The following is a 24,040-nucleotide window of genomic DNA, read 5'->3' as shown; positions in this document are numbered from 1 at the left end:
CATGCTAACAATCAAAAAACTACAAATTTATGGCTTTGGTAAGCACGAAAACCTGACGATTCCCTTAAATGAAGGCGTTACAATTTTTTATGGATTAAATGAGGCAGGAAAAACAACGATTCAGCAATTTGTTTTACAGATGCTCTTTGGCTTTCCAACAAGGCAGCAGACACAGCGCAAATATGAACCAAAAGCATCGACGAAGTTTGGTGGTCAACTGACACTATTACACCCTATTTATGGCTCATGCATTATTGAGCGTGTGAAGGGCAAGGCTGCAGGTGATGTTACTGTTTATCTTGAAGATGGTACAACGGGACAGGAGGAGTTGTTAGCTAAGCTTTTATATGGCTATTCTAGAGCATCCTTTGAATCCATTTTTTCCTTTTCATTGCATGAGCTTCAAGGTATTGAAAAAATGTCAGAGGAGGAACTAACACATCTTCTCCTCTCCTCTGGCACAACAGGTATTCAGCACCTGTCTGCTCTTGAGAAAAAAATGGACAAAGAGGCGAACGAGTTATTTAAGAAGACAGGTAAAGTTCCAGTAATTAATCAAAAAATTGAGCAGTTAAAGCAACTGGAGCGAACGATTAGACTCGAGCAAGGTAAGATTCAAACATTTGAGGATAAATTACAACAATTGCAACTCCTTGAGCAAAACCTAGAGAAACTTTATGCCACTCAAAAAAAGCAACAACAACAATGGCAATATTTAACGGTTCAAAAGCAGGCCTTGCCTCTTATCAAGCAACAACAGATGTTGCAGCAAGCATTAGGGAATGATCAGCATGTTCAATTTCCAGCAGAAGGTGTAAGACGATATGAACAAGTAAAGGACCGTCTTTTACACGAAAGTCAGCAGTTGCTGCAATTAAAAGAACAATATCAATTGCTACAGGACAAAGTGCTAGCTACTGTGAATGAGCAAACCATAAATGAAATGGGCCTTCTCATGCAAAAAGAGGCAACATGGCATCAGTTGATCGTGAAGGAGAAAAACTTACGAGATGATCTCTTTATGCTCGAGCAAGAAATTGATACGCAGTTTCGTTTATTGGGTGTGCAAGAAAAAGAGGCACAGAACATTCTTCTTGGAGAAACAGTATCCTTACAGCAGGAACAGCAATTTCAACAGCAATTAAAAAAGCTGGAAGCAGCGGAGGATGAGCTAAAGTTTCATTTACGTTCGCTAGAGCAAGTCCATCAAGAATTAGACGCCATAACGCAACAAAAGCAAAGGCTAAAGCAGGAGTCATTAACAAAGGAAGAAGAACATATTTTAGCACAGTGGCCTCAACAAAAGCGGAGGCTAGAGCAATTGCGTGCTGCAAAATCGCAACGGACTAAACAAAGGCAGCCTAATTATTTTTCTTGGATGATTTTATTGATTGGTTTATTGTCATTTGTTTATGGGGTTATGCAAAAAAATGTGGCAGTAGCCATTATTGGTGTAGTTTTGACAATCATAACAATTTTGTTGATAAAGTTTGTTAGACAAGCGACTGAGACGCCCAATAAAGAAAATAGTCACCTCTTACGACAATTAGAGCAAGATGAAATGACTGTACAAACTATACTCCTAAAAAAACAAAGCTTGGAAAATCGCTGGTTACATGTCAATGAGCAGCAAAGTGATAAGGAGCAGCAGTATGCCCAATTGGAATATAAAATTCAGCAAGCAGAAATAGAGAGTGAAGAAACTACGCAGTCATTGCAGCAATTTTTAGAACGCTATCGATTACAAGGTACGATAGCTAGAACGTTAATGCCAGAATTATTTATGCGCATACGAAATGTGCAAGAATTGGCGGTAAAAAGGGACGGCTCAATTATCCTTTTACAAGAAATTCAGGATGAAAAGAACAGTCTTTATGAACAGCTTCAACAAGTACTAAATGAAATTTATAATGAACATGAAATATATATGTATTTGCGCACAGCCTACCTGGAAGCGCAGCAACAGCAACAGCAAGTACAGCAAGCACAAGCTCAGCTAGCTGACATCAAGATTAAACTACAAAATGGACAAACACGAATAGATCGTTATACCGCTGATATGACAAAGCTATTGAACGAAGCGCAGGTGCAAAACGAGAGAGCTTATTATGAGAGATATGAGCAATTTGAGCAGCAGAGGAAAATTACGACAGAGCTTCAAACGGTTCAGGCTCAATTAGCCTCGTTGAATTTATCTAAACACGATGAGTTAATAGAGGACTCTGTTATAGAGAATATGCGTATTTTAGAGCAGGAGCAAACTTCTTTGCAAGTGGAAATAGACCGATGTCTTGAGCATCGTGCTGCCTTGCAAATTGAAAAAGAACAGTTATTAAATGACGAAAAATATGGCCAAATGCTTCAGCAGTTTGAACAGGAAAAGTCGGAGTTACAGCAGCTGATTGAGCATTGGGCAACGAAAAAAGCGGTGGCGACTGCTATTCATGAAACATTATTTCGTCTTCGGGAAGAAAAATTGCCACATGTTTTATCGAAGGTGAATGGGATATTCCAATTACTTACAGGAGGGCGCTACGATCAACTTACGATTCATGAAGAGGGTTACTTTATTGCGAAAGATGTGGCGGGACTCCGTTATCAAATGGTCGAATTATCGCAGGCGACTAAGGAGCAAGCCTACATTGCATTACGTATGGCACTTGCGCAAACGTTGATGACCTCAGCGCCATTCCCGATTATTATGGATGATCCGTTTGTCCATTTTGATCGAAACCGTACAGACAAAATGGTACAATTAATGAAAGAAGTAGGATATGAACGTCAAATTTTATATTTTACTTGCCATGACGAAATGCTCAAACATTGGCCGAAAGAGCAAATTATTGATGTAGGGGCACTAGCAAATGAAAGGGGAGTGGCGTCAACATGAAAGGAATTACAACGCTCCAGGTTGGAGAATCGGTTGATCAATATTTATTAATTAAACAAGCGACAAAAGGAGTTACTACTGTTGGGAAGCCATTTATGTCGCTAATATTACAAGATAAAAGTGGAGATATTGAGGCTAAGCTTTGGGATACAAATGAAGATCATGAAAAGATGTATCATGCTGAAGCCATTGTACGTGTCGGTGGAGAAATTCACGACTACAGAGGGAAAAATCAATTGCGCATCAAAGCCATTCGTGTGGCAAAGCCAGAAGAAGGAATTGCCATTCATGATTTAGTACCCTCCTCTGCAACACCAAAGGAACAACTATTTGAAGAGTTGAATCAATTTTTCTTTGATATTAAAAATCCAAATATTTCACGTATTACGAGAGCAGCTATTAAAAAACATCAAGACGCCATATTAGTTTTTCCAGCGGCTACTAAAAATCATCATGATTATGCTTCTGGCTTATTAGATCATATGGTGTCTATGTTAAAACTAGGTAAGGCCATTGCTGATTTATATCCGACTCTTAATCGAGACCTGTTATATGCAGGTATTATTTTGCACGATATTGGAAAAGTTGTGGAGCTGTCTGGACCAGTTGCTACGACGTATACAGTGGAGGGCAACCTATTAGGACATATTACGATTATGGTGAATGAAATTGCTAAGATTGCTAGTGAACTAGAAATCGAAGGTGAAGAAGTGATGCTTTTACAGCATATGGTATTATCTCACCACGGCAAGGAAGAGTGGGGTAGCCCGAAAAAGCCGATGGTTCAAGAAGCAGAAATTTTACATTATATTGATAACATCGATGCTAAGATGAATATGCTGACTAGAGCATTAGGTAAAACGGCACCTGGTGAATTTACAGAGCGACTATTCCCTCTGGATAACCGATCGTTTTATAAGCCAACATTTTAATCACTCAACATATTGTTTGTGAAATTTTTGTTTCTAAATCACTGTGTGAGCGAGCTTTTATATAAGTCTAATTATATATCTGTGGAATTTCAGTACCTATCCATTGTACCAATACTGTATTTATTTTAGAATATAGGAAGAATTTATAGGAATGGGGAAAAACAATGGATAAAGAGGAACTTGTTTCACGTAAAATAAAATTTTGGAAAAGTTTGATTTTCAAGATGATACTAGCTATTGGTATCAGTTTATTTATTAGCTCACATATTTCTGAGTTCGTCAGCCAACAAATCGAAAAAGTAGTGGAGTTAAATGGTAGCGCGGGTGTTGCCATCAATACTTTTATTTCGCTATTTATTGGGACGGTAATTATTTCTTTATGTACAAGATATATCGTCTTAAAGCGTGTAAAGCGCGTGTTAAAAGCAATGACGCAAGCTGCGGATGGCGATTTGACAGTACGTATTGATGATAAATTGAAAGATGAAATTGGTCAGTTATCGACTGAATTTAATCATATGTTAGAGCAAATTGGCTCAGTTATTGAAAAGGCGAATAAAGCATCTACGGATGTCTCTGCTTATACAAATGAATTTACGACAATTACAGAGCAAAGTAGTAACACAGTTGAAACCATTTCTGTTGCGATTCGAGAAATTGCTGCTAGTGCGGAAGGTCAATTGGAGCAAATGGATTTATTATCCGACTCTGCTAACTTAATTTCCAAAGATATGGAACATGCTTCATCCGCAGTACAGGCAGTTGCAGATATAGCGAATGAAACGAATCAAAAGGCTGATTTAGGATTACAGTTAATTGAACAAACGATTGGAAAAATGAATACTATTAATGAATCTGTTCACCAATCAACAGAAGTTGTCAATGCATTAGGGGAAAAATCGAAGGAAATTAGTACAATTGTAGCACTCATTACAAGCATTACGGATCAAACAAATTTGCTTGCATTGAATGCTTCCATTGAGGCAGCACGTGCAGGAGAAGCAGGAAAAGGATTTGCGGTTGTCGCCGATGAAGTAAGAAAACTAGCTGAGGAATCTGGGAAAGCTGCTGACAATATTAGAACATTAGTAGATGATATTTTAAGCCAAACATCAAGCGCAGTTTATGCTATTAATAGTGGTACACAATTTGTGGAGGAAGGGCGAGAGGCTGTTGAACAAACAGGCGGTGCCTTTAAAAATATTGTAGAATATTTACAACAAATTAGCCATCGTACAAAGGAAGTTACGGATATAGTATTGCGTGTAAATGAGAAGGCCAGCCAAACAGATTATGCAACGAAAGAAATTGTTGGTATTGCAAATAGCACATCTTCAGGTATACAGCATATCGCGCTCTCTATAGAGCAGCAAACGGCTTCTAACGAGGAAATTGCAAGTGCAGCAAATGTTCTCCAGACAATGTCGAATGACTTACAAGCCGAAATAAGCCAATTTAAAGTAAAATAGCAAAAGAGAAAGGGAGCATCCGTATTTTGAGATGCTCCCTTTTTTTTGAGGATGTCGCTCCTTTAATGAAAAAGGTCAATCATCCTAATTATTTAGATTCTTTATCTGTATCTTCTGCTTTGTCGCTAGATTCTTCCTTAGAAGCATTTTCTTCTGCTTTTTTAGCTGCTTCTTCAGCTGCTTTAGCTTGTTCTTCACTTGTTGTAGTAAAGAATTCTAGGGAATCTTTTAAATCTTTATCAGAAGTTTTAACATTTGCATCTTTTGCCATTTTCGCAACGATGTCTTTTAGAATAGTTTGCGCTTCACCTGTTTGGTTCAATTTACTTAACATCGATGTACGAATTTTTTCTTCTTCATCTTTAAATGAACCAACATCTTTCACGTCACGCTTGTCCGTAATTTCGATTACGTGATAGCCGAAGCTAGACTTTACTGGCTCACTTAAAGTGTTTAATTCAAGCGCATAAGCAGCATCGTTAAACTCATCAACCATTGAACCAACAGAGAACCAACCAAGCTCTCCACCATTTTGTGCAGAAGCTGTATCTGTTGAGTACTCTTTTGCTACATCAGCAAATTTAGCGCCACCTTTAATTTTTTCAATGGCTTCTTTTGCTGTTTTTTCATCTGCTACTAAAATATGACGACCATTTAATTCTGTTTTCATTTGCTCGTAGTATTTTTTCACATCTTCTTCTTTAATAGCTTGATCTTTTAAAGCTTTTTCTTGAAGAAGTTGAACGCGTAAAGAATCTTTAAAGCCTTGTTCTGTTAAGCCACTTTCAGCAAGTGCTTGTGCAAAACCATCACCAAATTGTGAAGCTGTAGTATCATAAGCTTCTTTAAGTTCTTTATCTGTTACTTCATATTTGTCAGACAATACTTTTTCAGTCACCATTTGTTGTAATACATATGAGCCTGTTAAAGATTTGGCTTTTTCATTAAAGTCAGCAACTGAAATATCGCCAGCTTTAGAAGTAACGATTGCTTTGCTATCTCCGCCGCTACACGCACCAAGCGCTAAAACAGAAGCAGCTAAAGTTAAAGATAAAACTGTCTTTTTCATAGTGGATATTCTCTCCTAACATGGTTTCGTCCATTTTTTACTATAACATAAACGTTTTAAAAACAAAATGGTTCCCCCTTGAGTATTGCCTATATTTCAATTTTTGAAGCGCATAGGATATAGAAAAGAAAGGGGGTGAAGTTATGGGCAACGGAGGATACGGTGGCGGTGGCTACGGCTCAGGCTTTGCTTTATTAGTTGTGTTATTTATTTTATTAATTATCGTTGGTGCAGCGTTCCTATATTAATTAATAAAACAGTGAAAAGCTAAGAGCTCCATTAACTCTTAGCTTTTCTTAACAATGTTAGCATTCACGCCGCATGCCAGAGATCCAAGCCATTAGTAATGGTTTGAGTAAGTTGTTTTATGGGGACTCAACTTATCTTGTAGCGTGCGGATGTGAATGTATTTTACTTTTCAGTTGTTATACTGCGTATAAAATTTCAATATAAAATGAGACAAGTAAAATGGTAATAAGTATATTTATAGTTCGGAATATTTTTGGCTGGTTTTCTTCGGGAATTTCACGTCGCATACATAGAGCATATGTCATACGGTTAATTTGAAATAAATAGAATACCGAGAATAGAACTACAATCATTAATAGCAAGTCTATTCCTCCCCTCTTTCAATAGTAATAGCATAACAAAGAACGCCATTAAAAAACAAGTACAAGCAATTTAGTGAACAGTTGGTGGAACTAAAATTTCATAGCCCTTTGGTGTTTCTTCAATTTGTGAGTTTTTTGGAGAATGCAATAAATATTTCACGTAAAGTATATCAATCAAACATAGACTACAGTGATACGCTAACAGCAATGTACCATAATGTGTGTATGCTGGTAGTAGCCAAGTGCCTATTATAATACTAGTATTGAGAACGATAAAAGGTGTAAGAAGTGCTAATATATATCGGTTTTTGGATAAAGGCTCATGAATACGCATGTGTAAAACCGGAATTAGATAAAATTGCGTACGGACACGCAATTTAAGATGCTGGCGTAAATCGTAAAGAGCCAGAAAGTGTAAAAACTTGTGAACCGGATAAAGTGTTAATACAGCTATTACAAAGAGCCAGAATAAACGATCTGTATAGTGCTCTTCATTGAATAAATTAAACGTCACATACGATACTGAAAAAACGGATAAGAAAGTAATGACACCCATTATAATAATACGCGTAGTGCCATAATGATGTTCAAGATTTAAAATTTTCCAACAGTGCATGGTTTATTATCAACTCCGAAAATAGGAAGTGTCCTATTTAATGTAAATTGAATTGTCTTAGAATGCAAGAGAAAGGAGGTACTTCAGAAATATTTCTGAAATACCTCCTTTCACATGATTTATTCCTGAATAAACAGCTAGAATCCACAGGAAATATCTGTACGATAGCCTTATTTTATCCTTTTACAGTTGGACGTTCTTCAAGCGTGTCAAAGGAATCACGGAAATGCTGGAAGGAGCGTTCAAAAATATCGATGAAATCCTCACCATAAATATTACGAATGACAGCCATTACGTCTAAAAAGTCTGGGAAACGGCCATATAAGTCTTTTAAGGCCAATGATCCTTCTAATACAGAATGATAAGTATTATGGTAGTTTTTATTCATCTCTACAATGAGCTCTGTACCAGCTTCAGTTAGCTCAACATACGTATTACGTTTATCGTCATCTCGCTTCGAAAACTTAAGGAAGCCACGTTCTTCTAATTTTTTGGAGAAATTAAATGCTGTAGATACATGCATAACTCCAAACTTTGCTACATCGGAAATGGATGCCCCTTTTAAATGATAGGAAATCCACAAAATATGATGTTCATTAATATTTAAATCATATGGTTTAATCCATTGTTGCCAATCTTTTTCAACCGCTTTCCATAATGCTTTCGATAATTGTGCGATTCTTTGACTATAAAGCATTGCTTCTTTTTGTGTGTATAATTCCTCTGACAAAACCATCACCTACTGCTTTCTTTCACATTTTTAAAAATATTATAGCAGTAAAGAAAAAAAGTTTAAAGTTAGAAAAATTAAAAAATTGAAAAGTGGTTAAAAAATAATATTATAGCAATAGTTTTTGGTGGAAAAATAGATTAACTTGCGTCTAAAGAGGACTTTAGTCGCTAATTTTTTCCTGCGGTTTTTTCTTATTTTCTGTGAATTGTGCAATGTTTTTCTTGATTTCGCTTATCGAATTCTGTAAAGCATCTAATTCTTGTTGCAAATTATTTTTATTTGGCTCTATTTCTTCTGTAAAAGTCGTAATTGTTTGTTTTAAATCATTTATTATTTGTGGGATATTATTTTTAACTTCGTTTGTTAATGTATTGACAGAATGTTTCACAGTCCCTACTTGTTGTTTAACATCAAGGAGCATACCTTTTGTTTGGTCAGCATTTTGTTTTAACGTTGTGCGTAACTGCTGGCCTGATTGTGGGGTTGAGAACAGCACAGCAACTGTTCCTCCAATAATACCTGTCGCTAGTCCAATTAAGAAAGGTTTTGCTTTCATATTATATACCTCATTTCTTGTCATGATTAACTACTATTAAACCATGAATTGCATGAATACAAAAAGAAAAAGAAACTGAGCAAGTGATAGAGCATCACCGTTCAGTTTCTTTCGATTATTTTAAAGTTAGTATTTATGAAATCTGAGAAATGGCAGTCACAAATTTAGAGCGCTTCACTAATTTTGCAACAATAGGGTAAATAATAGCAAAAGCAACGACATTAAATGCTACCGCTGGAAGGACAACCCCAATAAAGAGCATCGCAAACGTTGCACCTACATTTGCATTGAAAACAAAAAGTGCCACTGCTAAAAAGACTGTACCTGATAGTATAGTACCTAAACCAACTAAAACTGCAGAGACAGCGAAGCTATTTGCTATCTTTTTTAGAACAATTACAGCAGCTAAAAACACAAAGCCTGTTACAGCTTTATCAATAATGTTTGGAACTAGACCGGCAGGAAATGTTGTGAACAAACCTGAAAGTACACCTGTTGCTAGCGAAAGTAAAAACGTTTCTTTCACTGTAGGAAACAATAATATGCCAATAAACATCATTGTTAACATGAAATCGGGTTTCATGCCGTTAATCATTCCTGGTGTAACGACATATAGTGCCGCACCGATCCCAACTAAAAGGGCCATTAATACTAAATTCTTTGTATTCATTTTTTATCTCTCCTCGACTGAGCTAATCTATTAGTTTCCCAACGTGTCCTCTTGACCGTTAGCGAAACTTATTTGTGATTGTACGCTAAAATTTTTATATTTGCAATACAGTATGTGGGTTATTAAAATGTTAATATATGACAAAAATCGTTAGAGGTTGGCTTTAATACTTTCTGCCACTTCAGCCAATTGTTCTGGTGAATATTTTTGTGTTTGCCAAACTAAACCTAAGCCTTCTTTTTCGTCATAACGCGGAATAAAATGTAGATGATAGTGGAACACAGTTTGTCCAGCCGCTGCCCCATTATTATTAATCGTATTCAAACCGATTGGCTCAAACGCAGCCTTAATGGCATTCGCAATTTTCGGTGCCGCAGCATATAAGTTGCGTGCAACATCCTCTGGCATTTCGTATAGATCTTGGCAGTGATGCTTTGGTATTAGTAAAGTATGACCTTTTGCAACTGGTGAAATGTCTGTAAATGCATAGACATGATCGTCTTCATAAACTTTTGTACTTGGAATGGATCCATCGATAATTTTGCAAAATAGGCAATCGCTCATGAGAATTTCCCCCTTATCGTATATGTAAATTCATTCTATCATACTCAAACCTGTATCATTTGCTAATTTTTGATAAAATATAAAACAAGAAGAGGAGTGAGGTTATGTCAGTATTAGAGGTACAGCATGTAACAGGTGGATATACAAGAAAACCTGTTATTAAAGATTTATCTTTTACTATTGAAAAAGGAGAGCTTGTTGGCTTAATTGGCTTGAATGGGGCCGGTAAAAGTACAACGATTAAACATATAATAGGAACAATGTTGCCAAAAGAAGGGGATATTTACCTTAATGGGGTAACGTTAAAGGAAGATACGGACAAGTATCGTACAGCCTTTTCTTATATCCCTGAAACCCCTGTGCTTTACGATGAGCTAACATTGAGGGAACATTTAGAATTAACAGCGATGGCTTACGGTATAGATAAGGCAACTCTAGATGCTCGTTCTGAAGTACTTTTAAAGGAATTTCGAATGGAGAAAAGATTAAACTGGTTCCCATCACATTTTTCAAAGGGAATGCGTCAAAAGGTTATGATTATGTGTGCCTTTCTAGTGAATCCTAGTCTTTATATTATTGATGAGCCTTTTGTGGGGTTAGATCCACTCGGAATTCAATCATTATTAGATCAAATGGATGAGAAGAAAAAAGAAGGTGCTTCCATATTAATGTCTACGCATATTTTATCGACAGCTGAAAAGCATTGTGATCGAATTATATTATTGCACGAAGGAAGAGTTCGAGCGCAAGGAACGATGGCAGATTTGCGACAAACATTTGCGATGCCCAATGCAACATTGGACGATCTATATATTGCAATGACAAAGGAGCGGGACCATGAAGAACTTGCGTGATGTATGGTCCTCTCGCTTCATGCATTATATAGGAGAAGTACAAAAATATATGCAATTTATTTTTACAGGGCATATTGCCATTGTACTTGTATTTCTAATTGGAGCGGGAGGCTACCAATATAGTGAATGGTTGAAAGTTGTACAGACAGATTTCCCAGCTGAAATACTTATTGCTGTTTTTATAGGCGTTTTATTAGCTTTTAGTCACCCTACTACGCTATTGAGAGAGCCAGACCAAGTGTACCTATTGCCCCTAGAATCAAAAATGTCGCTGTATTTTAGCAAGGCATTAGCTTGGACATTCTGGTCTCAGGTTTGGATTGTAGCGATCGTCTACATTGTTAGTATCCCTTTATTAAAAGCAGTGACGGATTTAACAACGATTGATATCTGGTCGATATTGCTACTTGTGATTGTGCTGAAATATATAAGTGTTCGAGGGGAATTCAGCTATCGATATAGTGAACGAGGTCAAATGGTTTGGGTGGACAGGCTGATTCGAGCAATTATATTTGCTTCAGCTGTATATATGGGTTTGCAAGCTCTGTTACTCCTAACAATTGTGGCTACAGTCATAAGTGTCATTTATATTATTGTCTTTAGAAAAAAATCTGTAGGGGAACCAGTACCTTACGAACATTTTGTAAAGCTTGAGCAAAATCGAATGATGAGTTTTTACCGTTTCGCCAATTATTTTACAGATGTACCCCATTTACACGGAAGCATCCGACGTCGAGGCTGGATGGACTGGCTCTATAAATTCGTTCCATATGGTAAAAATAACGCTCAAAAGTATTTAGTATTTCGCACTTTTGTCCGTACAGATGATCATTTTTATTTATGGCTCCGTCTTACGGCCATTTCAGCAGTAATAGCAGCCTTTGTAGACATTCCAATAGTTACATGGATTGTTGCCGCGGCACTAAGCTTTGCAACGACTATCCAATTAAAACAAGCATTACTTTCAAGTGGGGAATTCCGCATGGACATGCTGTTTCCGTTGCCGGATAATGCTCGTCGACTTGCTGTGAAGCAAATTGTACGCATAGCTATGATTACACAAGCGATAATCGTAGGATTATGTGCGATTACACAACCGATGTTTTATATTGTAGTTGTCATTGTTTTAGTAATGAGTGAATTGACTGCGAAAGTATCTAAATAAAGAAAAGCTCATTTTCCCAGTACCGTGCTGAGAAGATGAGCTTTTATTGGTTGTAGATCTATTCTGTATCCTCTTTTGGCATGGCACTATAAGTTGTTACATAGGAAGCTGCCGAGAAGATGTTCTGCTGATTTACACCAGAATCATCTCTTTTGGCATGCGCATTTTCAAAGGCTTTAGAGCTTTTCCATGCTTCGAATGAATGTGGTCCATGCCACTGAGTCATGACAATATAAGTGTCATCCTTGATGGGACGAAGTAATCGGTAGGACTCAAAGCCCGGCTCATCCTCAATGGCATGTGAGCGTTGTAAAAAACGATGCTCGAAAACAGGGCGTCCTTCATCTGTTACGGGAATATTATTAAGAACAAAGAATCCACGTTCTTCTAACTCGTTTACTGAATCTAACACTTCAAATTTGCGAGGTGTGGCAAAAACGGATTTTCCTTCAGTTTCATGAATTAATACGGAATTTCCCTCTCCATGAATTAAGATCATATGCTCATTTGGATACTTATTTTTCAATTGTTCTAAAAAATCACCAGTACCAGAAGTTAAATAAATATTCATCAATTTATCCTCCTTATGAATCTTACTAATTATAGCGTGATTATACCCTTTTCAGCATAAGTCTAACGCTTTGTCTAAAAAGAATCTGTCTAGAATGAACAATTTTATGACATTTCACTAGGAAAACTATACAATAACAGAGGAAGCGTTTACTATTGGAGACGGATATCAATAATAAAGGAATAAATAATACATTTTTTTCTTGATTCAGCAAATGTTTTTTGTACTGAAATCGAAGTATAAGATACAGAAGACTCTTTCCGCTATAGAGAGTGGTGAACCCACTGATTCAAGATAAAGCCTCTGGTCGATTTTGCAGATTTTGAAGAGAAGAGTAAACAGTAAGAAATCTGGACACAATTACGCCAGGGCGTATGGATAGTAATGAATTTATCGAGGGGAAGGAATTATTCATGACAACTTTTAACGATACACTTCTGCGTGCTGCTCGTGGAGAAAAAACTACACACACGCCAGTATGGTATATGCGTCAGGCAGGACGTTCTCAGGCAGAATATCGTGCCATCAAAGAAAAATATTCATTAGAGGAAATTACACATCAACCAGAGCTATGTGCATATGTCACTCGTCTACCTGTAGAAAATTACAATGTTGATGCAGCTATATTATACAAAGATATTGTCACACCTCTTCCTGGAATTGGCATAGATGTAAAAATTAAAGCAGGTGTTGGTCCTGTTATTTCTAATCCAATTCGTTCAGTTGCAGATGTTGATAATTTAGGTGAATTCAATGCTAAAGAGCATACACCATTTGTATTAGAAACTATTAAAATCTTGACAGAAGAGCAATTAAATGTCCCGTTGATTGGTTTTGCTGGAGCACCATTTACACTTGCCAGCTACATGATTGAAGGTGGTCCTTCTAAAAATTATAACAAAACAAAATCATTTATGGTGTCAGAACCGCAAGCTTGGTTTGCGTTAATGGATAAACTTGCTGACATGATTATTGCAGATGTAACTGCCCAAATTAAAGCTGGTGCAAAAGCAATCCAAGTATTTGATTCTTGGGTGGGTGCTTTAAATGTGGAAGATTACCGTGTATTTATAAAACCAATTATGACGCGGATTTTTGCGGAATTACAAAAAGAAAACGTACCATTGATTCAATTTGGTGTCGGTGCAAGTCATTTAGCGAAAGAATGGAATGATTTACCGATTGATGTTGTCGGCTTAGATTGGCGTTTACCAATAAAAGAAGCACGTGCGAATGGTATTACTAAACCAGTCCAAGGTAACCTAGACCCATCGCTATTATTGGCAGATTGGTCAGTCATTGAAAAACGTACAAAAGATATTATCGATCAAGGTTTAGAAATGCCAGGTCATATCTTTAACCTAGGTCATGGTGTTTTCCCTGAGGTTGATCCAGAGGTCTTAAAACGTTTAACGACACTTATTCATGAATATAGTGCTCAACAAATTCAAGCTCGTTCTTAAAAAAAGCGAATCAAATGTGAAATATGTCCTTTTCTATGTTCGTAATTTTTATCATAGAAAGGGAGCTGTCCAACATAATAGATTGGACAGCTTCTTTTTATCACATAATGTATGAAAACATAAAACAATTTTAGAGGTGAAAAGGGTAATGAAAGAAGTTAAAGGCTTATTGGTAATGGCATACGGAACACCTTATAAAGAAGAGGATATTGAACCTTACTATACACATATTCGTCATGGTCGCAAACCTTCGGAAGAGCATTTAGAAGATTTACGTAGTCGCTATGAAGCAATTGGAGGTTTATCTCCTTTAGCAGCAGCAACACAGGCACAAGCTGAAGCATTATGTGCACGTTTAAATGAAGTTCAGGATGCTGTAGAATATAAATTGTTTATTGGTTTAAAGCATATTCATCCATTTATTGAGGACGCAATAGAGCAAATGGTGGCAGAGGGCATCAAAGAAGCGGTATCAATTGTTTTAGCTCCTCATTTCTCAACATTCTCTATTAAATCTTATAATGGCCGTGCTGTGGAAGCAGCAGGAGATCGCTTAACGATTACATCAGTAGAATCTTGGTATGATGAACCTAAATTTATTGAGTATTGGAAACAACAAGTTAATGATACATTTAAGTCAATGTCTGAAGAAGAACGTGAAACAGCATGCTTAATTGTTTCAGCTCATTCACTTCCTGAAAAGATTAAAGATTTAGGTGACCCTTATGAGGATCAATTAATTGAAACAGCCCGACTTATTCAAGAGGCAACTGGTTTGAAAAACGTTGAGGTCGGCTGGCAATCAGCAGGACAGACACCAGAGCCTTGGATTGGACCAGATGTTCAAGACTTAACACGTGAGCTTTATGAAGAAAAAGGCTTCCGTTCATTTGTTTATACACCAGTAGGTTTTGTAACAGAGCATTTAGAAGTGTTATATGATAATGATTTTGAATGTAAAGTTGTTTGTGATGAACTAGGCGCAAAATATTATCGTCCATCGATGCCAAATACACATCCTTTATTTATTGATGCAATGGTCGATGCGATTTATAAAAAATTAAGCTAAGCGAAAAGAAAGTGATGATGTTGGTGACTCAGAAAAGACGAAAGGTAGTTGTTGTAGGCGGTGGTATTACGGGCCTTACAGCTGCGTTCTATATGCAAAAACAAGCAAGCACAAAAGAATTGCCATTAGATATCGTACTTGTCGAGTCGTCATTACGTCTTGGCGGAAAAATTCAAACACTAAGAAAAGATGGTTTTATTATTGAACGTGGGCCAGAATCCTTTTTTGACCGTGAAAATTATGTAAATGCTTTAGCAAAGGATCTCGGTATCGAACATAAAATCATGACAAGTAATGCAGGACCTCACTATGTTGCTGTTGGAAGTCAGTTATACCCAATCCCAAGCCATCTATTATCAGGAGAAACACCACATATCTCGTCATTTATTACATCAGGCTTGTTTTCACTAAGCGGTAAAGTTCGTGCGGCAGGTGATTTTTTTATCCCACGTTCAGTACAAGACGATGATCAACCATTGGGGGCATTTTTTAGAAGAAGGTTTGGGGCAGAGGTTGTTGAAAATTTAGTGGAACCATTACTAGCAGGGACATTTGCAGGGGATATTGAGCAATTAAGTATGAGCTCTACTTTCCCACAGCTTTATCATCTAGAGCAAAAATATCGTAGCTTATTAGTAGGGATGAAAAAGGCTGGAACAAATTTCTTGAGTAATGATTTTATTGATGAAAATAAAGGGATTTTTCAAACCTTTAGTAATGGGCTTGAAACATTAATCGAGAGTATTGAGGAATCTCTACTTCCGGGGACAGTGATGAAAGGTGTCAAGGTCGAAGAAATTGAGCATGGAAAAGATGGGTCTGTACATGTAATGCTAAACAATTTCTCACATATTAAAGCGGATGCGGTCATTATTGCTACACCCTTTAATATGGCGGATAAGATGTTCAGTAAGTATAATTTATTAAATGAACTAGGGACAATGAAAGCTGCAACTATCGCAACTGTTACAATGGCATTTAAAAAGGAGCAGCTTGGTGATTTAGACGCGCTCTCATTTTATGTCTCTCGAAATAGCGATTTTTCAATCACTTCATGTACGTGGATGAATCGAAAATGGCCGGGTACCTCACCTGATGATTATGTGTTATTACGTAGTTATATTGGTCGAGTGGGTGACGAGGCGATTGTAGCATTATCAGATACTGAGATTGAAAAAACAGTGCTACAGGATTTAAATAAAACTATCGGTATAGATGGAGAACCAATAACGACAGTAGTTACACGTTGGAAAAATGCGATGCCACAATACACCGTTGGACATGAGGCGAAGGTCCAACGCATAAAGCAGGAATTACGAGAACATTTTCCAACTGTAAAATTGGCAGGTAGCTCATTCGAAGGAATATCCATCCCAGAATGTGTGCAACAAGGTAAACATGTTGCCGATGAAGTGTTGGCAGAAATTTTTTATTAGTAGAAGCACGATAGTACAAACATTATGTTTGTACTATTTTTTGTATGGAAGTAAGTTCAAAATACAAAAAGAAATAGCAAACTAGCTATTTCATAGTTTGCTATTTCCACAACTATACATCAAAATTTGCTAGGTAACCTAGTTCTAAGAAATTCGATGACATGACCAAACGATACCACCAGAGTTTGCTCCACCTAGTGTAAGAGGGATAGTCAATCCATTAGCTTCATAGAATAAATCAATCGTATCGCCAGCATTTAAATTCACTTCTCCTGCTAAAGTGATTGTGCCATTTCCAAGAACTGCTCGTAAAGTTAATACAAGTGCCACATTGACGTTTAGTACAGGGAACAAGCCGCTAATTAAATTTGTAGTAGCATTTTGCCTTATTGCAAATGAAGGGTTTATTCCTGCTCCTAAAGTAACAGTAATTGCCGCAGTAGTGGAGTAGTTAATGGTTGCCTCAAAGGAATATCTACCTGTAGTTGGTACAGTGAATATGCCAGTTGTTGGATTGAATGCAGGTGTTGTAAAGTATGGTGACGCGACACTCCAGTTAGTGATTGAAGTAGATCCACTAACAGCCAACGTGTTTTTAAAGGCGGAGAATCCTTCAGTAAACGCAGGTCCAGTAGCACCAGTAATTCCTATAGCTCCAGTAACGCCAGTAGAGCCGGTAGCTCCTGTTACCCCAGTAGCGCCAGTAACGCCAGTAGAGCCGGTAGCTCCAGTTATACCAGTGGAACCAGTAGGTCCAATATCACCCGTAGCCCCAGTAGAACCAGTAACTCCAGTTATACCAGTGGAACCAGTAGGTCCAATATCACCCGTAGCTCCAGTAGAACCAGTAACGCCAGCAACCCCAGTAGAGCCGGTAGCTCCTGTTACCCCAGTAGGTCCAGTAGAGCCGGTAGCTCCAGTAACCCCAGTAGAACCAGTAACGCCAGTAGAACCAGTAACCCCAGTAGAACCAGCAAGTCCCGTAGCCCCAGTAGCCCCAGTTATACCAGTGGAACCAGTAGGTCCAATATCACCCGTAGCTCCAGTAGAGCCGGTAGCTCCTGTTACCCCAGTAGGTCCAGTAGAGCCGGTAGCTCCTGTTACCCCAGTAGGTCCAGTAGAGCCGGTAGCTCCAGTTATACCAGTGGAACCAGTAGGTCCAGTATCACCAGTAGCTCCAGTAACCCCAGTAGAACCAGTAACGCCAGCAACCCCAGTAGAGCCGGTAGCTCCAGTAACCCCAGTAACCCCAGTAACCCCAGTAACCCCAGTAGCGCCAGTAGAACCAGTAACGCCAGTAGAGCCGGTGGAACCAGTAACCCCAGTAGAACCAGTAAGTCCGGTAGCCCCAGTAGCCCCAGTAGCCCCAGTAGCCCCAGCAACACCCGTAGCTCCAGTAACCCCAGTGGAACCAGCAAGTCCCGTAGCCCCAGTAGCCCCAGTTATACCAGTAGCCCCAGTTATACCAGTGGAACCAGTAGGTCCAATATCACCCGTAGCTCCAGTAATCCCAGTAGCCCCAGCAACACCAGTAGCACCTGTTACCCCAGTAGCACCTGTTACCCCAGTAGAACCAGTAACGCCAATAGAGCCGGTAGCTCCAGTTATACCAGTGGAACCAGTAGGTCCAATATCACCCGTAGCCCCAGTAGAACCAGTAACGCCAGCAACTCCAGTAGAGCCGGTAGCTCCTGTTACCCCAGTAGCGCCAGTAGAACCAGTAGCGCCAGTAGAACCAGTAGCGCCAGTAGAACCAGTAACGCCAGTAGCACCTGTTACCCCAGTAGAACCAGTAATCCCAGTGGAACCAGCAAGTCCCGTAGCCCCAGTAGCCCCAGTTATACCAGTGGAACCAGTAGGTCCAATATCACCCGTAGCTCCAGTAATCCCAGTAGCCCCAGCAACACCAGTAGCACCTGTTACCCCAGTAGCACCTGTTACCCCAGTAGCACCTGTTACCCCAGTAGAACCAGTAACGCCAATAGAGCCGGTAGCTCCAGTTATACCAGTGGAACCAGTAGGTCCAATATCACCCGTAGCCCCAGTAGAACCAGTAACGCCAGCAACTCCAGTAGAGCCGGTAGCTCCTGTTACCCCAGTAGCGCCAGTAGAACCAGTAGCGCCAGTAGAACCAGTAGCGCCAGTAGAACCAGTAACGCCAGTAGCACCTGTTACCCCAGTAGAACCAGTAACGCCAGTAGAGCCGGTAGAACCAGTAACCCCAGTAGAACCAGTAACGCCAGTAGAGCCGGTAGAACCAGTAACCCCAGTAGAACCAGTAACGCCAGTAGAGCCGGTAGAACCAGTAACCCCCGTGGAACCAGCAAGTCCCGTAGCCCCAGTAGCCCCAGTGGCGCCAGTAAAGCCGGTAGCCCCAGTAGGTCCAGTGGAACCAGCAACCCCAGTAGAGCCGGTAGCTCCAGTAACGCCAGTAGAGCCGGTAGCTCCAGTAACCCCAGTGGAACCAGTAAGTCCAATAGCCCCAGTAATACCAGTAGAGCCAGTTGTACCAGTAGCGCCAGTTGTACCTGTAGCTCCAGTAATACCAGTAGAGCCAGTTGTACCAGTAGAGCCAGTTGTACCTGTAGCGCCAGTTGTACCAGTAGCTCCAGTAATACCAGTAGCGCCAGTTGTACCAGTAGCGCCAGTTGTACCTGTAGCTCCAGTAATACCAGTAGCGCCAGTTGTACCTGTAGCTCCAGTAATACCAGTAGAGCCAGTAACCCCAGTAGCGCCTGTTACACCAGTAGCCCCAGTAGCCCCAGTAGCCCCAGTAGCCCCAGTAATACCGCCAGTAGGTCCGGTAGGTTTTACAGGCCAAATTGGACAACTTGGAATAGGCCCAGTTCTACAACAACAAGGAAAAGAATTACATTTACTACATACTTGTTTTAGATAATTTCCAAAATGCAAAGTCTCACCTCCCCTCTCAAATATCGTATTCTGAGAAATGATAGAAGGGGTAGACACATAACTATTTAATAATAGTAAATAGAAGATTTGTTAACAAAGCTTGAAGATTTTTAAAGTCCTGCTAAATACTAATAAGTATTCTTTTGTCCTGTTTATTCTAGCAATTAGAATTTTTAGGAATCAGCCTGTTTTTTTAAGGTTTGCTCGAAATACTTTTTATTGTGTAAAACTTTTGCGTCGTTAGGGATAAAGGAGCCGGCTAATTCATTGTGTGCGTTTGCGAGTTCATATTGTTGTAGACGGTCAAATAGAACACACAGCTGTAGGTGAGGAAGCCATGTTGAGAAGCTTTTATTTTGAAAAGGAGCGTTAGGATTTTGTTTAATCATAAGTGCTTGTTCGTACCAGAAGATAGCTTCATAATTCTTATATTGCTCCATGAAATGATAACCTAGTCGACAACAGGCCTCAGGGCGGGGTACATCGTATTCAAAGCTTCTTAGTATAGCACTAAAATTGTTTTCCGGATCATTTAAATTTGTATAGCAATCCGCTAATTTAAAGCAAGCACGGATATTATCTTCCACCCAGCCAAGCCTTGACGTTAAAAATAATTCGTAATAGTAAATGGCTTCTTCAAATTGACCGTGATCTAATAACTCATTGGCAAAATAAAATGTATCTCGTGGTGATAATGTTTCACCAGATTCAACTAATGTCTTATAAATCGTAATATTACGTGAATGGTCATGAGTTAATGGTAGGTGACTAACCGCTATATCGCTATCGATTAATTCGCCACCTACTTCCAAATATTCGTGGACAGCACCAATCCATTGGAAGCTTTTTTCTTTCTTTACTAGTCGGTTTCTTCTTATTAAAGCATCTACATTACCTTCACTATCGAAGCTAAGATTGTAATTCATTGAAACGGCATCAATAGTAGGGGAAAGAGAACTCTTTAACGCTTTAAATTTTTCTTGATCTTCTTCTAAAAAAACATCGTCTGCATCTAACCAAAGAATGTAATCCATCGTTGCTTGCTGAAAGGCATAGTTTCTGGCAGCGGCAAAATGATGGATCCATTCAAAATCAAAAATTCTATCTGTAAATTGAGCAACAATTTGTTTTGTACGATCTGTTGAGCCAGTATCTACAATATTGATTTCATCTACTAAACCTTTAACCGATTCAAGACATCTTCCGATGACATCTTCTTCATTTTTCACAATCATACATAAGCTGATGGAAACCACATTTTATTCCTCCTTACCATTATCCTTGTAATATATGTATAGAAGGAAGTATTGGCTGGATGAATACAATTGAATTGTGAAATGTATTTTTATGGTTTGTCATAAATTTACCTTTCAAGTTTCACCCGAATTTCACAATTGTGAAGTATAGTAAAGGGGCAGAGGTGATAACGTTGAAAAAATGGGCATTCTTCATTTTTTCTTTACTACAAATAGTTTGGTTAGCGGGTTGTACTGAAAAATCGTATGAATCGATTGAGCGTGATCGAAATTTTATAGCTTCATTAAATATTCAAGAGCCATCATTGGACTTTATTGATGAAAATGGCCATGTATTAGCAAAGTGGTTATTTGATAGAGCTTACTCAGGGGCAACATTACTAGGGGATGATCAAGTTCTCTTATACGGACACCAATTAAATACTATTGACGTCTATACATTATCAACAGGAGAAAAGCTCTATTCTCAAAAAGTAGAGGTTGGTACGACAAATGTGTATTATGATGACAATATCAAGCAATTTTTTATAACGAATAGTAAAACTAATACAGTGACAAGCTTTGATCATGAAGGAAACGTGCTGGCCTCCCAGCGGCTAGGTAATTATCCTATGTCAATGGCATCGTATAAGGATAAGCTGTATGTGATAAATTTCAAAGATACAAAATTATCTGTTTTAAATATGAAGGATTTACAAATTGAACAGGAGTGGCCGATCCAAAAGTCTTCACATGGAATAGCCATTGTAGATGAGACACATGAACTCTGGATAGGTGGACATGGAGAAGGAAGTAAGCCAAATAGTTCGGTTAAAAAATATGATTTGAGCAGTGGTCAATTGCATGGTGAAATAAACATGCCATTGATGCCAGTAGGGTTAAAAAAGACAAAGGATGCTGTACTTGTTGTAAGTCATGGTCATAATGAGTTATATGTTGCTGACTTTGATGGTCATATAAAATGGCAGCAGGAAGTAGGGGCAAACCCTTTTGTGGTCAATCAATTTAAAGAGTATATTGTTGTCGCTGGTTATGACGATCACAAATTGCACTTTATAAAAGATGGCCAGAAAGAAAAAACAGTTGATGTCGGGAAAGGTGCTTTTCAGCTGTTAGTAAGGGAGGAAAAACAATGACAACTGTATTAATAGTTGATGATGAGCAAGATATGCGGAACCTAATAGAAATGATGCTCAATAACTCTGATATTGAAACATTTACTGCTGCGAGTGGTACTGAGGCATACGATATAATTGTACGTGAGAAAATTGATTTAGTGCTGCTTGATGTAATGATGCCGCACGAGGATGGCTTTGTTGTGTGTCAAAGTATACGCGCTATGTCCAATGTTCCGATTATATTCCTGACAGCACGTGACGCCAATGAGGACAAAGTGAAGGGTCTTACTCTTGGTGGTGATGATTATATTGTTAAACCATTTACACATGATGAACTTGTCGCTAGAATTTACGCAGTATTAAGAAGAAGTGGTGCAAATATTGAGGAGCTTCAGCAAAAATATGTTGTATTTGGCCCCATTAAAATAGATGAAATAGCACGTAAAGTATCGGTCGATGGAAAAAGCATCCCCCTTACATTAAAAGAATTTGAACTACTCCATTTATTTATGAAAAATCCAGGGAATGCCTATTCACGAGAGCAGTTATTAGAACGCATTTGGGATATTGATTATGTAGGTGGGACTCGAACAGTCGACACTCATATAAAAACCTTACGCATCAAGCTTGGAAAGGAAGCGGCTGCACATATTCAAACGGTCTGGGGAGTCGGCTACCGCTTTGATCCTGGCGAATGAAAAAGATAGCCACACGTATTTGGTTGTTAATTTTCGCATTTTTAATTATTACTGTTGTTTTTATGTATGTCCTCACGAATTTTTTATACCAACGTTTATATGTACAAGATACGGAAGATACAATGGTTGAGGTTGGCCTAAAGTTACAGACAATGTATAACAATGGAAAGGTAACGGATGAATTTATTGCAGATATTGAACGTTTTAACGATTATTCAAATTTAAATATATTTGCAGTAAGAAATCCACGTGAATTAAGTGCTTGTGTTCCATTTGATATAGATTATGAAACATTAATTGGACCTGAAGAAAGACAGAAATTACTTTCTGGTAGTTATGTGCAAAAAATTGGCTATGAACCTCGTTTCGATCGACAGCTAATTTCTGTAGTCTTGCCCCTTGTCGATCAAAATAGATTAGAAGGAATCATTTACATTTATTTCCCTCTAGCCAAGATCAGTGAATTAGCTAATAGTGGAGTGATTCTGTTATTTATTAGTGCTTTCATATTTTTGGTGGTTGTAAGTTATTTAATTTATAAAGGTATTCGGCATATTATGCGACCATTAAACGATTTGCAACTTGCTGTGGAACAGATGTCTTACGGGAATTATGAGACACGTGTACCTGTAAATTCGCGAGATGAAATCGGTAAATTATCAAGTACCTTTAATAAAATGGCTGAGGCAATCCAGCAAGAGGATGAAGCACAAAAAACATTTTTAGCTACTGTTTCTCATGAGTTACGAACACCAATTAGCTATGTAAAGGGCTATAGTGAAGCAATGCAAAATGGCATCATCACAGAAAATCAAAAAGAGGAAACGATTCAGCTTATTGTTCGTGAGGCTAATCGTATGGAGAGATTGACGAATGAATTACTGCAACTTGCCAGAACTGAAAATGAACAAACAGACATTGTAGTGTATCCAATTCCTCTGGGAGAGACTTTACGAGAAGTTCAAAAAATCTTAACACATCAAGCTGATAAAAAGAACATAACATTACATTTAGATGTGGACGATGCCTTAATTATTCAAGCAGATGAGGTAAAGCTTAAACAAATTTTCATCAATATTATTGAAAATGCTATTAATTATTCGTATGAAAATTCGAAGGTGGAAATGGTTGCTCTTGAAAAGAACGGAAGTGCGCAAATCACCATCAAAGATTATGGAATCGGCATCCCACAAGAGGATATATCACACGTAACAGAGCGATTCTACCGTGTTAACAAGGCGCGGAGTCGAGCAGATGGCGGTAGTGGACTAGGTTTATCGATTGTAGAGCAATTATTAAAACAGCTACAGGGAAGATTGGAAATAAAAAGTATTATTGAAAAAGGCACAATCGTTAAGATTACATTGCCATTAATGGAGGATTAAAA

22 protein-coding genes are annotated in these 24,040 nt (G+C 38.4%); 12 read left to right on the top strand and 10 right to left on the bottom strand.

The features are described 5' to 3' along the window. Position 1 precedes the first annotated feature (1 nt). The 3 genes from MKY88_RS19995 (at position 2) to MKY88_RS19985 (ending at position 5,291) form a co-directional block, all read left to right on the top strand. Positions 2-2,890 (top strand): ATP-binding protein, encoded by a 2,889-nt coding sequence (locus MKY88_RS19995; RefSeq protein ID WP_340814534.1) that lies wholly within the window; start codon positions 2-4, stop codon positions 2,888-2,890. Then, a complete protein-coding gene (yhaM, locus tag MKY88_RS19990) occupies positions 2,887-3,822 on the top strand; it encodes a 3'-5' exoribonuclease YhaM (protein WP_025117259.1) in 936 nt (311 codons plus the stop codon). Before MKY88_RS19995 ends, yhaM begins: the two co-directional genes overlap by 4 nt. A gap of 164 nt (positions 3,823-3,986) precedes the next feature. Further along, complete coding sequence (locus tag MKY88_RS19985; RefSeq protein WP_193833052.1) at positions 3,987-5,291, top strand: methyl-accepting chemotaxis protein; 1,305 nt, start codon at positions 3,987-3,989, stop codon at positions 5,289-5,291. An 88-nt stretch (positions 5,292-5,379) separates the two neighbouring features. Here the strand turns inward: MKY88_RS19985 and MKY88_RS19980 are convergent, their stop codons facing one another. Continuing rightward, positions 5,380-6,360, bottom strand: coding sequence for a peptidylprolyl isomerase (locus tag MKY88_RS19980; RefSeq protein WP_069482605.1), 981 nt, complete (start codon positions 6,358-6,360; stop codon positions 5,380-5,382). Positions 6,361-6,503: 143 nt separating this feature from the next. Here MKY88_RS19980 and MKY88_RS19975 point away from each other — a divergent pair, with 143 nt between their 5' ends. Beyond that, positions 6,504-6,608, top strand: coding sequence for a YjcZ family sporulation protein (locus MKY88_RS19975; RefSeq protein WP_004230765.1), 105 nt, complete (start codon positions 6,504-6,506; stop codon positions 6,606-6,608). A 177-nt stretch (positions 6,609-6,785) separates the two neighbouring features. Here MKY88_RS19975 and MKY88_RS19970 read toward each other — a convergent pair whose 3' ends face one another. From MKY88_RS19970 to MKY88_RS19945, 6 genes are all read right to left on the bottom strand, one after another. After that, the gene (locus MKY88_RS19970; RefSeq protein WP_008173337.1) at positions 6,786-6,971 is read right to left on the bottom strand and encodes a hypothetical protein; all 186 of its coding nucleotides are present in this window, start codon (positions 6,969-6,971) and stop codon (positions 6,786-6,788) included. Between the two features lie 70 nt (positions 6,972-7,041). After that, entirely contained in the window at positions 7,042-7,587 is a 546-nt protein-coding gene (locus tag MKY88_RS19965) for a DUF3267 domain-containing protein (protein ID WP_069482604.1), read from the bottom strand. Between the two features lie 175 nt (positions 7,588-7,762). Beyond that, entirely contained in the window at positions 7,763-8,323 is a 561-nt protein-coding gene (locus tag MKY88_RS19960) for an HTH-type transcriptional regulator Hpr (RefSeq protein ID WP_008173331.1), read from the bottom strand. Positions 8,324-8,480: 157 nt separating this feature from the next. Next, on the bottom strand, positions 8,481-8,876 hold the full coding sequence (locus MKY88_RS19955; RefSeq protein ID WP_340814533.1) for a YtxH domain-containing protein: 396 nt from the start codon (positions 8,874-8,876) through the stop codon (positions 8,481-8,483). A 133-nt stretch (positions 8,877-9,009) separates the two neighbouring features. Then, positions 9,010-9,546, bottom strand: coding sequence for a tryptophan transporter (locus MKY88_RS19950; protein WP_036120328.1), 537 nt, complete (start codon positions 9,544-9,546; stop codon positions 9,010-9,012). A gap of 150 nt (positions 9,547-9,696) precedes the next feature. Beyond that, the gene (locus tag MKY88_RS19945) at positions 9,697-10,110 is read right to left on the bottom strand and encodes an HIT family protein (RefSeq protein WP_036120324.1); all 414 of its coding nucleotides are present in this window, start codon (positions 10,108-10,110) and stop codon (positions 9,697-9,699) included. A gap of 104 nt (positions 10,111-10,214) precedes the next feature. On the opposite strand from MKY88_RS19945, the gene MKY88_RS19940 reads away from it, so the two are divergent. Together MKY88_RS19940 and MKY88_RS19935 are read left to right on the top strand one after the other, a co-directional pair. After that, on the top strand, positions 10,215-10,964 hold the full coding sequence (locus tag MKY88_RS19940) for an ABC transporter ATP-binding protein (protein ID WP_008173321.1): 750 nt from the start codon (positions 10,215-10,217) through the stop codon (positions 10,962-10,964). Continuing rightward, positions 10,948-12,129 carry an ABC transporter permease gene (locus tag MKY88_RS19935; protein WP_340814532.1) on the top strand — a complete coding sequence of 394 codons (1,182 nt, stop codon included), beginning with the start codon at positions 10,948-10,950 and terminating at the stop codon, positions 12,127-12,129. The genes MKY88_RS19940 and MKY88_RS19935 overlap by 17 nt, the downstream gene beginning before the upstream one ends. Positions 12,130-12,187: 58 nt before the next feature. On the opposite strand, the gene MKY88_RS19930 is transcribed toward MKY88_RS19935, so the two are convergent. Continuing rightward, positions 12,188-12,700, bottom strand: coding sequence for an antibiotic biosynthesis monooxygenase family protein (locus tag MKY88_RS19930; protein ID WP_328201334.1), 513 nt, complete (start codon positions 12,698-12,700; stop codon positions 12,188-12,190). A 413-nt stretch (positions 12,701-13,113) separates the two neighbouring features. Between MKY88_RS19930 and hemE the strand changes: the two genes are divergently transcribed. The 3 genes from hemE to hemY all read left to right on the top strand — a co-directional run bounded on the left by hemE (position 13,114) and on the right by hemY (position 16,668). Next, positions 13,114-14,163 carry a uroporphyrinogen decarboxylase gene (hemE, locus tag MKY88_RS19925; protein ID WP_291761168.1) on the top strand — a complete coding sequence of 350 codons (1,050 nt, stop codon included), beginning with the start codon at positions 13,114-13,116 and terminating at the stop codon, positions 14,161-14,163. 148 nt (positions 14,164-14,311) lie between these two features. Next, on the top strand, positions 14,312-15,232 hold the full coding sequence (hemH, locus tag MKY88_RS19920) for a ferrochelatase (RefSeq protein ID WP_036147018.1): 921 nt from the start codon (positions 14,312-14,314) through the stop codon (positions 15,230-15,232). Between the two features lie 14 nt (positions 15,233-15,246). Next, positions 15,247-16,668 (top strand): protoporphyrinogen oxidase, encoded by a 1,422-nt coding sequence (gene hemY / locus MKY88_RS19915; protein ID WP_328201433.1) that lies wholly within the window; start codon positions 15,247-15,249, stop codon positions 16,666-16,668. A gap of 144 nt (positions 16,669-16,812) precedes the next feature. Here the strand turns inward: hemY and MKY88_RS24670 are convergent, their stop codons facing one another. Continuing rightward, entirely contained in the window at positions 16,813-19,581 is a 2,769-nt protein-coding gene (locus MKY88_RS24670) for a beta strand repeat-containing protein (RefSeq protein ID WP_445669177.1), read from the bottom strand. A 173-nt stretch (positions 19,582-19,754) separates the two neighbouring features. Further along, a complete protein-coding gene (locus MKY88_RS19905; protein ID WP_193833047.1) occupies positions 19,755-20,837 on the bottom strand; it encodes a glycosyltransferase family 2 protein in 1,083 nt (360 codons plus the stop codon). Between the two features lie 164 nt (positions 20,838-21,001). On the opposite strand from MKY88_RS19905, the gene MKY88_RS19900 reads away from it, so the two are divergent. The 3 genes from MKY88_RS19900 to MKY88_RS19890 are packed head-to-tail and all read left to right on the top strand — an operon-like array spanning position 21,002 to position 24,038. Continuing rightward, entirely contained in the window at positions 21,002-21,973 is a 972-nt protein-coding gene (locus tag MKY88_RS19900; RefSeq protein ID WP_232540689.1) for a YncE family protein, read from the top strand. Beyond that, complete coding sequence (locus MKY88_RS19895) at positions 21,970-22,653, top strand: response regulator transcription factor (protein WP_193833045.1); 684 nt, start codon at positions 21,970-21,972, stop codon at positions 22,651-22,653. Before MKY88_RS19900 ends, MKY88_RS19895 begins: the two co-directional genes overlap by 4 nt. Beyond that, positions 22,650-24,038, top strand: coding sequence for a sensor histidine kinase (locus MKY88_RS19890; RefSeq protein ID WP_008173302.1), 1,389 nt, complete (start codon positions 22,650-22,652; stop codon positions 24,036-24,038). The genes MKY88_RS19895 and MKY88_RS19890 overlap by 4 nt, the downstream gene beginning before the upstream one ends. The last annotated feature ends 2 nt before the right edge of the window (positions 24,039-24,040 follow it).

It is taken from the genome of Lysinibacillus sp. FSL R7-0073 (assembly GCF_038009065.1).
In the GTDB taxonomy this organism is placed as follows: Bacteria; Bacillota; Bacilli; order Bacillales_A; family Planococcaceae; genus Lysinibacillus; species Lysinibacillus fusiformis.
This window is presented reverse-complemented; position numbering and strand designations above follow the sequence as displayed.